The following is a 13,350-nucleotide window of genomic DNA, read 5'->3' as shown; positions in this document are numbered from 1 at the left end:
TGTTGGCCTTACGTCAAGCGGGCAGTTATTCTTCAGGCATACCTGGGGTCGGAGGGTGGGGTGGGGCCTTTTGTTGGTGTGGGCGTCGAGGCGGGCGTCTCGTATTCCGAGTGCCCGACTCCTTCAGGTAAAAGTGAGAGCTCGCAGGCAAGAGCTTCTTTTAATTTCGGAGCTGGGGAAAGTGTTGGAGCATCTGTCGAAGGTCCGTTGCCGTGGTCGAATAGCGTCAGCGGGGGCGACTCTACTGGGGTTGGTTTTGGTCGGCTTAGGCTCGGTGCGGGGGCGGGGCTTCAGTTGTCTGGGGGCGCATCTATCACCACGACGTACGCAACTTCTCCGTTCTGGCTATGAGTAAATTAGGCGCTGGGCGCGGATTATTGTCTAGAATGTCCCCGATTTTGATCGCGACTGGGGTATTGTTTATTTTTGTTTATAATGCTGAGGATATTTTATCTAGAGAAGTAAAGGTCTTGCTTTTCTTTGTTTATGCTATCTTGGTGTTTTCTGGGATTGCGATGGTAGTGATTGAGTTTTTCAAGGTCTTGAGCAAGGTGCGCCGCAGTCGGAAGTAGGTGTGGGGGGCTATGGGTAGAGATTTTGTTTTTGGCGTATGATTGATTTTTCGCGGCACCTTTCTATGAAGCTGGCAATAATAAATATATTGACAATTGTGATATTCGGAGGAGTCATGGCTCCGATCACCTATCGCGGACTTGGTGTTGCCGATCATCCGCCTGATTTGTTGTTTGCGGCCATTATTTTGGGGTTTGGATTGTTCTCTGTTCTCGCATCAGCGTGGCGTGACTGCGTCGTCGGGGTGCGTTGGGTGAAGCCATCCCTGGCCAAATCGATCTTCGTATCTGCCGGGAATCAGCAGCGCCACTTCATGACGGGGTTGGCCCTCGTCTATGTCGGTTCGCTCATTTTTTTTCTCGGGCGAGAAGATGGGCCCGAATGGAGTGGTTGCCTTCTCTTGTTCTTGGGAGTCGGGATGTTGTCGGGTGTGGCGGCATCCCTGAATTTGATGAAAGAGAACTACGACTAACAGACTGAATGGGGCTCAGGCTCGCTGGCCGATAATGATCGCTTGATCGCGCCGCACTGGGCCATGCGCCGCATCAGCCTGCCGGACAGACCTCGCTCCGCGCGGCACTGCCCGACCAGCTCCACATGCGATGGATCTGCGGCTGGAAGGTGTGCAGGACGTGGCCGCAGGGGGCGCCGGCCTCGGGTGGCAGGCACGCGGCGTGCCGGCCGTCGTCGGCGACATACCAGCGCGCCTGTTCCGGAGGCGTGGTGATATAGGCGAGCGCGAGCAGTTCGCTCGCGACTTGGGGCGCCGGGATCCGCCGCCAGCCGTCGCCGGCGAGCGCGTCGCAGCGCGCGGCATCGGCGATGGGGGCGTGGATCGGCGTCGATGCGCACGCGGCCAGGAGGCAGGCCGCGGCGCCTAGGGGGATCGCTCGCATCGGGCGCGTCCTTGGGTCCGGATTGGAGCTCCGATCCTACGCAGGGTGTCCGAGCTGCGCACCCGGATGCATTGCGTCAGCGGCGCCCCTGCCCGAACAGCTGCGCCTTCTCTTCTTCGCTCAGCGGCTTGCCGGCGTTCGGATTGACCTCTCGCGCCTTGGCGTAAGCGCGTTGCGTAGCCGGGCGGGCCTGGATCGCGGCGTGCCAGCGGCGGATCTCGGGATAGGGCGTCATATCGATCGGGGCCTTGTCGTAGACGCCGATCCACGGGTACGCGGCCATGTCGGCGATCGAGTACGCATCGCCGGCGATGAAGTCGCGGCCTTTCAAGCGGGTGTCGAGCACCTGCAGCAGCCGGTTGGCCTCGTTGGTGTAGCGCTCGATCGCATAGGGAATCTTCTCGGGCGCGTAGACACTGAAGTGGCCGTACTGGCCGGTCATCGGCCCCAGGCCTGCCATCTGCCAAAACAACCATTCGATCGCTTCGATGCGCGTGCGCGGATCGGCGGGCAGGAAGCGGCCGGTCTTTTCGGCCAGGTACAGCAGGATCGCACCGGATTCGAACACCGTCTGCGGCGCGCCGCCATCGGCGGGGGCATGATCGACGATCGCCGGCATCTTGTTGTTCGGCGAGAAGGCGAGGAACTCGGGCTTGAACTGGTCGCCCTTGCCGATGTTGACCGGCTGGACGCGATAGTCGAGGCCGGCTTCCTCGAGGAACAGCGTGACCTTGTGGCCGTTGGGGGTGGGCCAGTAGTGCAGGTCGATCATGGCGACGCTCCGAAAGACAGGTGCGTCGAGTCTAGGCATGTCGCCGTCACGCGGCGTGGCGACGCGGCGCACGCTGCGTTGCGGTGGTGTGGCTTGGGAGCGCGGAGGCGAGCAAGCAGCCCTCCCCCGCCGGAGCGGGGAGTGTTGCGTGGGGAGAGTTCGCTTTCACGGGTTGTCGCTTGCCCCCATCCCAACCTTCCCCCGCGAGCGGGGGAAGGGGCAATCTACTGTCCAGCCTTCCACCCGTGAAGGGCGCAATGCCCGCGAGCGGTGGAAGGGGCAAGCGACTGCGCGCTTACTGGGTTTTGCAGTCCAGACGGTGCGTGGCGTCGGTGCCGATGCGGACATCGGCCACGCCCAGGGTCAGGCCGGCCGGTGCGCGCAAGGCGAAGGGTGTGCTGACGCGGGTGGCGTCGAGACCGGCGGCCGTGAGGCACTTGAGCGGCACGCCGACGGTCACCCATTCGCCGCGCGGCAGGGTGCCCAGCCACGGGCCGATCGGCAGTTCGGCCTGGCAGCCCTCGCCACAACGGGCGAACAGCGTGACGTCACCGGCGGCGGGTACGGCGTCCACGCGCACGGTGGCGAGCAGCAGCGAATCGCCATTGGTCTCGCGGCTGAGGTCGAACGGCGAATGCGACAGCAGTTCGGCGGTGGCATTGCCGGTCCAGGTCAGCAGACGTGCGCCTTCCTGGGTCTGGTAATCGACCGCGGCCAGCGTCAGCGTGCCGTCTGGCGTGGCGACGCGCGGGTGCAGCACGTCGGCGCCGCGGCCGTCGTTGCCGGTCACCACCAGGCGCAGGCCAGGGCCGGGCACGCCACGGGCGAAGTAGCCCGCGTCCTTGCCGTCTTCGGCGCTGACGCCGGCATCCTCGGGCAGCGGCGCAAGATCGCCGGCATCGGCGTAGGTCAGGCCGAAGCCGAAGGGGAACAGCGGGTCGTAGCCGTCCATGCCGACGTTGTTGACGTACTGGTCGGCGCGACGCGGCCACGAGAAGCCGAGCTTGCCCTTGAAGTCGTGCTGCGGCTGACCATCGGCGCCGCGCAGCAGCACGTCGGCGATGCCCGCGCCCTCCGAACCCGGCAGCCACGCCGCAACGAAGGCGTTGGAGGCGTTGATCTCGCGGTTCATCCACAGCGGGCGGCCGCTCAGGAACACCGAGACGACCGGGATGCCATCGGCGCGCAGGCGCTTGATCAGCTCGAGGTCGGCGTCGTTGCCGGGCTTGTATAGCAGGTTCGGCAGGTCGCCCAGGAACTCCGCATACGGATCCTCGCCGAACACCACGATCGCCACGTCGGGCTTCTGCCGGTACGCGCCGTCGACCGCGAGCTGTGCGCTGCCGCCCGCGGCCTCGACCTGGGCGCGGATGCCGTCCCAGATGCTGTCGGCGTTGGGATAGTCGGCGCGCTTGGTGCCGGTGCCCTGCCAGTTGAGGGTCCAGCCGCCAGACTGCTTGCCCACGTCGTCGGCGCCGTCGCCGGCCACCAGCACGCGTTGCTTGGGCGAGAGCGGCAGCACGCGGCCTTCGTTCTTGAGCAGCACCAGCGACTCGCGCACCGCGCGACGCGCGACTTCGCGATGTTCGGGGGCGCCGAGCAGTTCGAACTTGCCGCCGAGCGCACGTTCCGACGGGCGCGGCTTGTCGAACAGCCCCATGCGGAACTTGACCTTGAGCACGCGACGCACCGCGTCGTCGAGGCGGGCCATCGGCAGCTCACCGGACTTCGCGTGCGCGAGCGTGCTCTCGTACAGGCCGCGCCAGCTGTCGGGCGCCATCGCCAGGTCGAGCCCGGCGTTGAACGTGGCGGCGCAATCGGTGGTCGTGCAGCCCGGCAGCTGGCCGTGGCCATTCCAGTCGCCGACGACCAGACCGCCGAAGTTCATCCGCCCCTTGAGCACGTCGGTGAGCAGCGCGTGGTGGCCGTGCAGGCGCTGGCCGTGGAAGCTGTTGAACGAGGCCATGACTGCCTGCGCGCCGGCGGCGATCGCCGGCGGATAGCCGGCGCCGTGGATGTCGCGCAGCTGTGCGTTGGTGACCTGGGTATCGCCCTGGTCCTTGCCGCCGACGGTGCCGCCGTCGCCGAGGTAGTGCTTGACCGAGACCATCACGTGGTGGTCGTCGAGGAAGTCCGCCTGTCCGGGCTCGCCCTGCATGCCCTTGACGACGGCCGGCGCGAATGCGGCGACAACGTCCGGCGATTCCGAGTAGCCCTCGTAGGTGCGGCCCCAGCGATCGTCCTGCGGCACGGCGACGGTCGGCGCGAACGCCCACTCCATGCCGGTGGTGCGGGTTTCGATCGCGGTGACGCGGCCGATCTCGCGCATCAGATCGGGATTGCGCGTCGCGCCCAGGCCGATGTTGTGCGGGAACAGCGTGGCGCCGACGATGTTGCTCTGGCCGTGCACCGCGTCGATGCCGAAGATCACCGGAATCGCCTTGCCGCCGCCGGTCGTGTCCATCGAGGCTTCCCAGAACGCGTCGGCCAGCGCCAGCCATTCGGCGGGTGCGGCGTCGTAGCGGCCGCCGGGGTCGGAGTTGCCGCCCGCCAGGATCGAGCCGAGCCGGTACTTGCGCAGGTCCTCGGGCGTGATGTCGGCGATGTCGCCCTGGATGATCTGGCCGACCTTCTCCTCGACGGTCATCGTGGCCAGCAGCGCGTCGACCTTGGCATCGAGTTCGGTGTCGTCGAACGGCCAGGTGACTTCGGGCCACTGCGACGGATCGACGGCGTTGGCATCGGCGGTGGTGGCCGCCTGCGTATTGGCGCCCGTTGCGGCGTCGGTCGCCTTGGGATCGTTGCCGCAGCCGGCCAGTGCGAGCGCGGCGGCGAGGGCGAGCAGGTGCTTGCCGGCGGGTCGAGTGGCGCGCCGGCGCGCCGCCGGTGTGGGCTGGATGGACATCGTCGGGTTCCCCTCCGCTACGTGGTCGTCAGTTCGGCTGACAGCGTTGTCATGAGCGCCGCAGAATACCGCAACCTGTCTGCGATGTTTGCTGCAGAGCGGCAAAACCGCGACTGGCCCGGCACCGCCATCATGGAATCGGTGCCGGTCTGGCAGAATCTGTCGCGAAATCGCACCGACTCTGGATTCCATTACATGCGTGTCCGCATCGAGGACGTCGCCGCAGAGGCCGGCGTGTCCATGAAGACCGTCTCGCGGGTGCTCAACCGCGAGCCCAACGTCGCCGCGGCCACGCGCGCGCGGGTCGAAGCCGCGGTCGGCAAGCTGCGCTACACCCCTCACCCGTCGGCGCGCACGCTGGCCGGGCGCCGCTCGTACCTGGTTGCGATGCTCTACGACAACCCGTCGAGCAACTACCTGATGGAGGTCGAGCTCGGCCTGCTCGATGCCTGCAAGGCGCATCACTACAACCTGATGCTCGCGCCGCTGGTCTACGACGCGCGCGACATCGTCGACACGGTCGAGGCGATGGTCGAGCAGTCGCGCCTGGACGGCGTGGTGCTGACGCCGCCGATCACCGATGACGCGGCGTTGCTGGCGCGGCTCGACGAGCTCGACGTGCCGTACGCGAGCATCTCGCCGATGGAAGCGCACCGCCGGGTTGGCGTGACCGTCGACGAGGGCAGCGCCGTACGCGAGATGATCGCGCACCTGGTCTCGCTCGGGCATCGCCGCATCGCGCACATCAAGGGGCACCCCGCGCACGGCGCGACCGGTTGGCGCCTGGCCGGCTATCGCGCCGGATTGCGCGAGGCCGGCCTGGCCTTCGATCCGGCGCTGGTCGTGGACGGCGAGTTCTCGCACGAGTCGGGATTCCGCGCCGCGACACGACTGATGGCGCTGCCCGAGCCGCCGACCGCGATCTTCGCGGCCAACGACGACATGGCCGCCGGGGTGATCTGCGCGGTCTACGAGCTGGGGCTGCAGGTCCCGCGCGATGTCTCGGTCTGCGGCTTCGATGACACCCCGATCTCGCGCCACATTCATCCCGCGCTGACCACGGTGCGCCAGCCCACGCGCGAGATGGGCCAGCTGGCCGGGCTGGAACTGCTCAAGGCGCTGCGCGATCGCGACGAGGCCGGCATGGTCGAAGTGCCGTACACCCTGCAGCTGCGGCGCTCCACCGGGCCGGCGCCGCGCTGAGCGACGCGCCGATGGCCCCCACCCGGGTCGCTCCCGCCGGTTCGCGGCCGCGTCGCGGCGACAGCGCATGCGCCGGCGCACGCACAATCGCCCCGCAAGCCGGTATCTTCGACGTTCGAGCCTGACCGGCGCCGGCGCATCCGCCGCGTCGCACACGTCACTCCGGGGATATGGATATGAGCAGCCCAAGCATTGCCGGCGACGCCTCCGCGCGCGCTGCCGAGAACACCCGCTTCATCGTCCTGATCAGTTGTGTGGCCACGATCGGCGGCTTTCTGTTCGGTTTCGACAGCGGCGTCATCAACGGCACTGTCGATGGCCTGCAGCAGGCGTTCGGCTCGAGCAAGGCCGCGCTGGGCTTCGAGGTCGCCTCGATGCTGCTCGGCTGCGCGATCGGCGCGTTCTTCGCGGGCCGGCTCGCCGACCGCTGGGGGCGGCGCAGCGTACTGATCATTTCCGCGGTGCTGTTCCTGTTGTCCGCGATCGGGTCGGGTGCGGCCACCAGCTCGTTGATGTTCATCGCCGCACGCGTGCTCGGCGGCTTCGCGGTCGGCGCGGCCAGCGTGATGTCGCCGGCCTACATCGCCGAAGTGGCGCCGGCGCGCTACCGCGGCCGGCTGGCGACGGTGCAGCAGATCGCGATCATTTCCGGCCTGTTCGCGGCGTTCCTGAGCAACTACCTGCTCGCCCGCAGCGCCGGCGCATCGACCGACGCACTGTGGCTGGGCGCGCCGGCCTGGCGCTGGATGTTCTGGATGATGGCGTTCCCGTCGCTGCTGTTCCTGGCGCTGTTGATGCTGATTCCCGAGAGTCCGCGCTATCTGATGGTCAAGCGCCGCCACGGCGAAGCGCTCGCGGTGCTGTCGCGGCTGTACGGCCCGGCGCAGGCGCAGACCACGCTGAGCGAGATCGAACGTTCGCTGGCCGGCGACCAGCACCGTCCGCGGCTGTCGGACCTGGTCGACCGGGTCAGCGGCCGCATCCGGCCGATCGTCTGGGTCGGCATCGGCCTGGCGACGTTCCAGCAGCTGGTGGGCATCAACGTGGTGTTCTATTACGGCGCGGTGCTGTGGCAGGCCGTCGGCTTTTCGGAAAGCGATGCGCTGCTGATCAACGTGCTGTCGGGCGCGCTGAGCATCGGCGCCTGCCTGATCACCGTGGTGTTGATCGATCGCATCGGCCGCAAGCCGTTGCTGTGGATCGGCTCGCTCGGCATGGCGGTGTCGCTGGCCGTGCTGACCTGGGTCTTCGCCAGTGGCGCCCTGGTGGACGGGCACCTGCAGTTGCCGGACGGCATGGGCACGGTGGCGCTGATCGCGGCCAATGCCTACGTGGTGTTCTTCAACATGTCCTGGGGCCCGGTGATGTGGGTCATGCTCGGCGAGATGTTCCCCAACCAGATCCGCGGGTCGGGCCTGGCGGTCGCCGGCGCCGCGCAATGGACGTCGAACTTCGCGATCACGATGAGCTTCCCGGTCCTGCTGGCCGGTATCGGCCTGGCCTCGACCTATGCGATCTACATGGTCGCCGCGTTCATCTCGGTGGGCTTCGTGCTCAAGTATGTCCGCGAGACCAAGGGCCGCGCGCTGGAGCAGATGGAGGGCTGAGGGCGTGGTCGGTGGGTTTGGCGAAGGCGCGGTCCGCGGATCTCGCCTTCGTCATGCCTGGGGGAAGCCGATTGGGGCGTGCCGCTCCGGAGTTTCGAGGCGATCGGCATCCGCGTTGACGTAGGTCCCGCTCGTCGGCCTGCACATGTACGCGCCGGTACGGCTCAACGCGATAGGCGCTCGTGCAGCCGCGCCCGGATCGTTGCCGCTCGGACATCGTTGAGCGGCGCTAGGACACCGCGGGCCTCTTCGGGGATGTGATCGGCCGTTTCCGGTCCGGACTCGAACACGTAGTGTCTGAAGATCTCCTGCCAGGTCGCGCGCTGGTCGGCCGGCAGGTCGCGGATCGACAGCAACGCATGCATCAGCGCGTTCATCGGCGTCTCCATCCAGTCCGGCGTGCGACGCCACCAGTAGTTGATCAGGACGTTGAAGCCGTCGAGGGCCTCCATGTGGTGCCACCACATGCTCGGGATGAACACCGCGTCGCCCGGTTCCAGGATCGCCGTGCGGGCGTGGCGCATCGCCTCGGCGAAGCGCGGGAAGCGCGCGAGGTCGGGCGCGGCGAAATCCACCAGGCTGACCGGCTGCCCTGCGGGGGTCACGTCGAGCGGACCGACGTAGAGATTGGCCAGTTGGTCGGGCGGCAGCAGCGTCACGCGCCGCCGGCCGGCACAGACGCAGGCGAGGTTCTCGGGCAGGTCCTGGTGGGCGGGCACGCGCGTGCGGTTGCCGATCCAGATGCTCGCCAACGGATCGTCGACGCCGAGCGCGAGCGGATGTTCGGCGCGCAGGCCGGGCAGGAACGTGTCGAGCGTGGTCGCGCCGAGGTAGATCATCGGCGGGTCGGCGGCGTCGAGATATTTGACGAGGGTGTTGAGCGCCACGGTCAGCGGCACCTGCTCGCGTCGGAAATTGAATCCCTGCAGGTCCGGGCCGTAGCCGATGCGGCCGCGCTCGGAGGCCGGCGCCGTCATCGCGTTGGCGGGCATGCCGTCGTTGGCGAACCGGCGCAGGTAGGCGGCGGCTTCGCGGCTGGAATGACGCGAGGCCCGGACCAGCGGCCAGTCGGCGAACCGGCCACGCAGGACCAGCGGCGCATCTTCGCGCACCGCCTGCGCGAGCGGCAGGTCCGGGGCCGCATCGGGAATGCACCCAGCGATGGCGGACATCTCAGGCATCGATCGTCGTCAGCAACGGTCCGATCGCAGCATAGTCCAGACGCTGCAGGTCGATGTGCGTTCCGCGTAGCCCGCCTCCGGCCAGGTGGCCGGAGGCGGGAGAGGTCGGATCAGAACTTGTAGCGGAACCCGAACATGTAGCGCGGTCCGGTCTGGGTCGCGTAGAACACCTGACGCTCGTGGCGACCATGCGAACGCATCGTCTCGTCGGTCAGATTGATCGCCTCGGCGTGGATCGTGAAGTTGTCGCTGACCTGGTAGCTGATGTTGAGATCCAGCTGGCCGTAGTCCTCGACATACACCGGGTTCGGGCGCCAGCTGTCGTAGGTGCTGGACAGGAACTTGTCACGCCAGTTGTAGGCCGCGCGGACCTGCCATGGCCCCTTGTCGTAGAACGCAACGAGGTTGGCCGAATCGCTCAGCCCCACCAGCGCGAACTGGTCGCCCAGATTGTAGTTGTCGTAGGTCAGGTCGGAGTCGACGATGGTGTAGTTGGCGGCCAGGCCGAACCCGCTCTCGCCGAAGACGTGTTGCGCACTGATCTCCCAGCCATCGAGCGAGGAGGATTCCTTGTTGACCGGAACGCTGACGCGGAACACGGCCAGCGGATCGCCCGGCTGCCCTTCGATCGTGTTGTTGGCTTCGTCCACGCCGGGCGCACCGGCGAAGTTGTCGAAGATGTACTCGCGCACGCAGCGGCGGAACGCGGTCGCGCCGGGCGTGCAGCCGGCGGCGACGGCCTGGTTGTAGTAGGCGCCGCCGACGGGTGTGCGGATGTCGAACGGCGAGATCTCGACCACCGACGTGCCGATGTAGTTGTCGATGTCCTTACGGAACCAGCCCACCGAAACGTAGCTCGATTCACCGTAGTACCACTCGACCGACAGGTCGAAGTTCTTCGACTCGAGCGGGCGCAGGCCCGGATCGCCCTGCGAGCCGGTACCGCCCTCGAAGGCGGCGAACGAGTCGAGCGTCTGACCGCCCTGGATATGGTTCCACTGCGGCCGGCCGATGCTGTGGCCATAGCTGGCGCGCACGACCAGCTCGTCGGTGACCTCGAGGCTCAGGTCGACGCTGGGCAGCCAATAGTCGTAGCTGCCACGCAGTTCGGTGAAGTCGGGATCACCGAACTGCACCGCGAACTCGTTCTCCCCGGTCCAGGTCATGCCCGTAGCAATCGGCACCAGGGCTCGCGAGGTGACGTCCGTTTCCTCGTAGCGGACACCGACCGATGCGTGAAGCGGCATCGCCAGGTCCCAGGTGTTGTTCCACTGCACATACGCGCTCTTGGACTTCTCGGTCGCGCGTCGATCGGTGCTGAACTCGTCGGGCGGCAGATACGCGGAGACATCGCCACCACGCGCGGCGATGGCGGCGTCGCGGACCTGACCGAAGTCGAACAGATAGAACTGGCCGAACATCCCGCCGCTGCCGGGAAACTGGTCGAAATAGCGACTCATGTCGTCGGCGATCCAAAGATCGTCGGCGTAGTCGCCGGCCCGATTGCCAAAGCCACCCCAGTCGTCGCGCTGTGTGAAGCTGTAGGCCGTGCGGTTGTTGACTTCGGTGAACGCCGCGCCAAATTGAAGGCTGGAGTAGTCGCCAAACTGGAACTTGCCGCGAACCTGCCCCTGCTCCACCTCCGACTTCATATAGCTGTTGCGGAAGGACGACCCGGTAACCATCATCCGATCAGCGCCCACGCGGGTCATGCCCGGCGGAAGCTGCACGCCGAGTACGGGGAAATCACCGCTGAAGTCGACTGTCGTGTTGCCGCGTACGAAGGCGGCCGCGCCGATCACATTGTTCGAACCCCATGGGCCGTCGGCGCCCGATTCTGCACTGGAGGAGTGGTAGTCGAACTCCAGGTCAAGGCTGTCCGTCACTTCCCAGGCGACATTGAAGCCGAGGGACTTGTTCTCGTTTTTGGTCGCGAACTGCGCGCCGGCCATCGCCAAGTCGCTGCCCTCGAGCACGCCGTTGACTGTCTGGAAGTCGATGAACTCGGTGTATGAGGTGGGGGCAGCGATCGGGCCGTCGGTCCATGATGTCCGCGAGGCCGCCTGATTGAACCAGGTGGACAACTCGTGGCGCTGTTGCTGGATGCGGTTCTCCGAGTACGTATAGTCGAGCGTGGCGGTGATGCGGTCGGTGGGTGCGTACTGCAACGTACCCTGCGCGTTGGTGCGCTGGCGCTGGATACCGTTGAGTGCATACACCAGGTTCTGCGGCACGGAGTAAATATCACCGGCGCCAGGGGGATTGGTCGCGTTGGCGGCAGGGCCGGGCAGCGCCAGCGGGCCTTCGTCACCCGGGAATGCGTACCAGCCACCGCCCACGGCTGCCTCGTTATAGCCCGAGTCGCGCTCCTGGTAGCTCGCGCTGACAGAAACGCCGAGCTTTCCGTCGGCGAAGACGTTGCTAAAGATGCCCGACATTTCACCCGTGGTCGAATCGCCACGCATGCTCTTGGGAAGATTCTCGGCCGACGTGTCGTGCACTGCCTTCATGCCGACACTGATCAGTTCGCCCATGTCTAGCGGACGACCTGTCTTGATGTTGATCGTCGCGCCGATGCCGCCCGTGGGTGTAGCCGCGCGACTGGTCTTGAACACCTCGATGCCGGAGATCGATTCAGACGCGAGATTGGCGAAATCGAACGCGCGCGAGTTGGAGGCATTCGTTGCCTCGATGCTGGAGGCAGGCATCTGCCGACCGTTGAGCAGCACCAGGTTGAAGTCAGGGCCGACGCCGCGAACGGTGACCTTGGACCCTTCCCCCATCGAACGGTCGATCGACACTCCCGAGATGCGCTGCAGCGACTCGGCCAGGTTGGTGTCGGGGAACTTGCCGATGTCCTCGGCGACGATGCCGTCGACGATGCCCTGCGAGTCGCGCTTGAGGTTCATCGACGAGGTCAGGCTGCCGCGGATACCGGTGACGACGACGGCGTCGAGTTCGGTGGCGTCAGACGGCGGGTCGGCGACCTGGGCAAGCGTCGGCGAGGCGAGGGCGAGCAACAGGGCGGACGTCAGCAGCCGCTGCTTCGGCGCGGCACGGAATGGCTTCATGGATCTTCCCCTCCCAAGGGATCTCACGAAAGTCGATCGAATTGTGGGCAGCGCACCGCGCGCGGAACACGCCGTGAGCCACGGCTGCATTAGGAAGCGAGACTGACAGCGTTGTCAACTGGGCTGCGCGACCTGCACGGGCGCCGTCCGCAGCGGCAGTGGTGCTCACCGGCGATGCACGCCGCCATCGCCAGTCTCGACCGCCCATCCGGAGTGTGCAGATGATTCAGGACATCGATGTCGCGGTGGTCGGGGGTGGACCAGCGGGGCTGACCGCGGCGACCTATCTGCGCCGCTTTCTGCGCAGCGTGGTCGTCATCGATGGCGGGCGCAGCCGGGCGCGCTACATTCCCGAGAGCCACAATTGCCCCGGGTTTCCGCAAGGCGTGTCCGGTACCGGGCTATTGCGTCGCATGCGCGAGCAGGCCGAGGCGTTCGAAGTCGAGATCACCACCGGCCACGTGGATACGATCGTCCGCGAGGGCGAAGGCTTCGTCGTTACCGCGGCTGGGAGGCGCTGGCGTGCGCGCAAGGTGATCCTGGCGACCGGTCTGGCCGACCGATTGCCCGAGGTGCCTTGGGCGGAAGCGGCGATCGCCTGCGGCGCGCTGCGTCTGTGCGCGATCTGCGATGCCTACGAGGCCAGCGACCAGGCGATCGCGGTCTACGGCCCGGGCGCTGTGATCGGCGGCCATGCCGCGTTCCTGCGCAGCTATTCGGCACGCATCGCGCTGCTGCCCACCGATGCGGACCTGGCGCACGAGGCCATCGCCCAGGCACAGGCGCTCGGTGCGACCCTGTTGCCGCCGGGCGGGACGCTCGAATTCGATGGCGTGCACTGCCACTACCGCACGCCCGACGGCGGCGTGCACCGCTTCGACACCGTCTACCCGTACCTGGGCTACGAGGGCGGACCGTCGTTGCCGACCGGACTGCGCCTGGACAGCGACGACAGTGGCGCGCTGGAGGTCGATGCGCATCAGCAGACCCGGGTGCCGGGGCTCTATGCGGTCGGCGATGTGGTCAGCGGTCTCAACCAGATCTCGGTCGCGGTCGGCCACGCGGCGATCGCGGCCACGCATGCGCACAACGCGCTGCCCTTCGTGCCGCGCGCGGCTGCGCCCGGGTAGAACCCGGGCGCA

9 protein-coding genes are annotated in these 13,350 nt (G+C 66.8%); 4 read left to right on the top strand and 5 right to left on the bottom strand.

Features of this window, described 5'->3' with window-relative positions:
* Nucleotides 1–688: 688 nt before the first annotated feature.
* Nucleotides 689–1,045, top strand: coding sequence for a hypothetical protein (locus tag FHW73_RS00815; protein WP_183424817.1), 357 nt, complete (start codon nucleotides 689–691; stop codon nucleotides 1,043–1,045).
* Nucleotides 1,046–1,118: 73 nt separating this feature from the next.
* Here the strand turns inward: FHW73_RS00815 and FHW73_RS00810 are convergent, their stop codons facing one another.
* From FHW73_RS00810 to FHW73_RS00800, 3 genes are all read right to left on the bottom strand, one after another.
* The gene (locus FHW73_RS00810) at nucleotides 1,119–1,469 is read right to left on the bottom strand and encodes a hypothetical protein (protein WP_183424816.1); all 351 of its coding nucleotides are present in this window, start codon (nucleotides 1,467–1,469) and stop codon (nucleotides 1,119–1,121) included.
* A gap of 76 nt (nucleotides 1,470–1,545) precedes the next feature.
* Nucleotides 1,546–2,241, bottom strand: a complete 696-nt coding sequence (locus FHW73_RS00805) for a glutathione binding-like protein (protein ID WP_183424815.1) — start codon at nucleotides 2,239–2,241, stop codon at nucleotides 1,546–1,548.
* A 295-nt stretch (nucleotides 2,242–2,536) separates the two neighbouring features.
* Nucleotides 2,537–5,146, bottom strand: coding sequence for an exo 1,3/1,4-beta-D-glucan glucohydrolase (locus FHW73_RS00800; RefSeq protein WP_183424814.1), 2,610 nt, complete (start codon nucleotides 5,144–5,146; stop codon nucleotides 2,537–2,539).
* Between the two features lie 195 nt (nucleotides 5,147–5,341).
* Here FHW73_RS00800 and FHW73_RS00795 point away from each other — a divergent pair, with 195 nt between their 5' ends.
* Nucleotides 5,342–6,349 carry a LacI family DNA-binding transcriptional regulator gene (locus FHW73_RS00795; protein WP_183424813.1) on the top strand — a complete coding sequence of 336 codons (1,008 nt, stop codon included), beginning with the start codon at nucleotides 5,342–5,344 and terminating at the stop codon, nucleotides 6,347–6,349.
* Nucleotides 6,350–6,525: 176 nt separating this feature from the next.
* A complete protein-coding gene (locus tag FHW73_RS00790; RefSeq protein WP_183424812.1) occupies nucleotides 6,526–7,956 on the top strand; it encodes a sugar porter family MFS transporter in 1,431 nt (476 codons plus the stop codon).
* 164 nt (nucleotides 7,957–8,120) lie between these two features.
* Here FHW73_RS00790 and FHW73_RS00785 read toward each other — a convergent pair whose 3' ends face one another.
* A complete protein-coding gene (locus FHW73_RS00785) occupies nucleotides 8,121–9,128 on the bottom strand; it encodes a cupin-like domain-containing protein (RefSeq protein ID WP_255492533.1) in 1,008 nt (335 codons plus the stop codon).
* A 119-nt stretch (nucleotides 9,129–9,247) separates the two neighbouring features.
* Nucleotides 9,248–12,208, bottom strand: a complete 2,961-nt coding sequence (locus FHW73_RS00780; RefSeq protein WP_183424810.1) for a TonB-dependent receptor — start codon at nucleotides 12,206–12,208, stop codon at nucleotides 9,248–9,250.
* A gap of 221 nt (nucleotides 12,209–12,429) precedes the next feature.
* Between FHW73_RS00780 and FHW73_RS00775 the strand changes: the two genes are divergently transcribed.
* Entirely contained in the window at nucleotides 12,430–13,338 is a 909-nt protein-coding gene (locus FHW73_RS00775; protein ID WP_221187379.1) for an NAD(P)/FAD-dependent oxidoreductase, read from the top strand.
* Nucleotides 13,339–13,350 lie beyond the last annotated feature (12 nt).

The organism is Luteimonas sp. RC10, from assembly GCF_014192745.1.
In the GTDB taxonomy this organism is placed as follows: domain Bacteria; phylum Pseudomonadota; class Gammaproteobacteria; order Xanthomonadales; family Xanthomonadaceae; genus Luteimonas.
Note: the sequence above shows the minus strand (reverse complement) of the source record. Positions and strands in the feature narration are given on the sequence as shown.

What these genes read in the sequence shown, in the direction of transcription:
- FHW73_RS00815 (WP_183424817.1), top strand. Translation starts at nt 689, where the DNA reads ATGGCTCCGATCACCTATCGCGGACTTGGTGTTGCCGATCATCCGCCT.
- FHW73_RS00810 (WP_183424816.1), bottom strand. Translation starts at nt 1,469, where the DNA reads ATGCGAGCGATCCCCCTAGGCGCCGCGGCCTGCCTCCTGGCCGCGTGC.
- FHW73_RS00805 (WP_183424815.1), bottom strand. Translation starts at nt 2,241, where the DNA reads ATGATCGACCTGCACTACTGGCCCACCCCCAACGGCCACAAGGTCACG.
- FHW73_RS00800 (WP_183424814.1), bottom strand. Translation starts at nt 5,146, where the DNA reads ATGTCCATCCAGCCCACACCGGCGGCGCGCCGGCGCGCCACTCGACCC.
- FHW73_RS00795 (WP_183424813.1), top strand. Translation starts at nt 5,342, where the DNA reads ATGCGTGTCCGCATCGAGGACGTCGCCGCAGAGGCCGGCGTGTCCATG.
- FHW73_RS00790 (WP_183424812.1), top strand. Translation starts at nt 6,526, where the DNA reads ATGAGCAGCCCAAGCATTGCCGGCGACGCCTCCGCGCGCGCTGCCGAG.
- FHW73_RS00785 (WP_255492533.1), bottom strand. Translation starts at nt 9,128, where the DNA reads ATGTCCGCCATCGCTGGGTGCATTCCCGATGCGGCCCCGGACCTGCCG.
- FHW73_RS00780 (WP_183424810.1), bottom strand. Translation starts at nt 12,208, where the DNA reads ATGAAGCCATTCCGTGCCGCGCCGAAGCAGCGGCTGCTGACGTCCGCC.
- FHW73_RS00775 (WP_221187379.1), top strand. Translation starts at nt 12,430, where the DNA reads ATGATTCAGGACATCGATGTCGCGGTGGTCGGGGGTGGACCAGCGGGG.